This is a genomic window from Paenibacillus plantiphilus, assembly GCF_927798095.1.
Taxonomy (GTDB): domain Bacteria; phylum Bacillota; class Bacilli; order Paenibacillales; family Paenibacillaceae; genus Paenibacillus_Z; species Paenibacillus_Z plantiphilus.
Map to the genome: position 1 here is coordinate 1 of NZ_CAKMMF010000087.1, position 492 is coordinate 492.

Annotated in this window: 2 protein-coding genes; both read left to right on the plus strand. The window is 35.6% G+C overall.

Features of this window, described 5'->3' with window-relative positions:
• Positions 1-147, plus strand: a 147-nt coding sequence (locus L6H65_RS26470; protein WP_236347785.1) for an HNH endonuclease, incomplete at its 5' end; no start/stop codon positions are given.
• Positions 148-166: 19 nt separating this feature from the next.
• Positions 167-492, plus strand: a 326-nt coding sequence (locus L6H65_RS26475; RefSeq protein ID WP_236347782.1) for an SMI1/KNR4 family protein, incomplete at its 3' end; no start/stop codon positions are given.

A 492-nucleotide genomic window follows, 5' to 3' on the forward strand; every position in this document is an offset into this window, starting at 1 on the left:
GTTCCTAAAAGTGACGAGCCTCCTGATGGTTATACTTGGCATCATCATGAGGACGGTACTACAATGATTCTCGTAGAAAAAGATATACATGCGGATTTTTCACATACAGGTGGTGTATCTACTAAGAAGAACCAGAATAAAAAGTAGAGAGTAGATGGTGAAAAATATGACAAAAGTGATTAGCCGCTATAAAAAGCTATCCATAACCGATATTGAACTCTTTGAAAAACAAAATGAATTTATATTTCCAGATGAATACAGAAAATTCTTGTTGGAAAATAACGGAGGAAAACCAGAGCCTCATATTTTCAAAATATCGGATGAAAAAGGCGAAAGTGGTGTGACCGGATTTTTTACAATTAACGACGGAGCTAGATATAATCAATTAGAGCGTTACCTTGATATTTTTAAAGGAAGAATTCCTAAAGGGTTTATTCCGATTGGTGATGATCCTGGCGGCAATATGATATGTTTGGGTATGGATGGGAAATA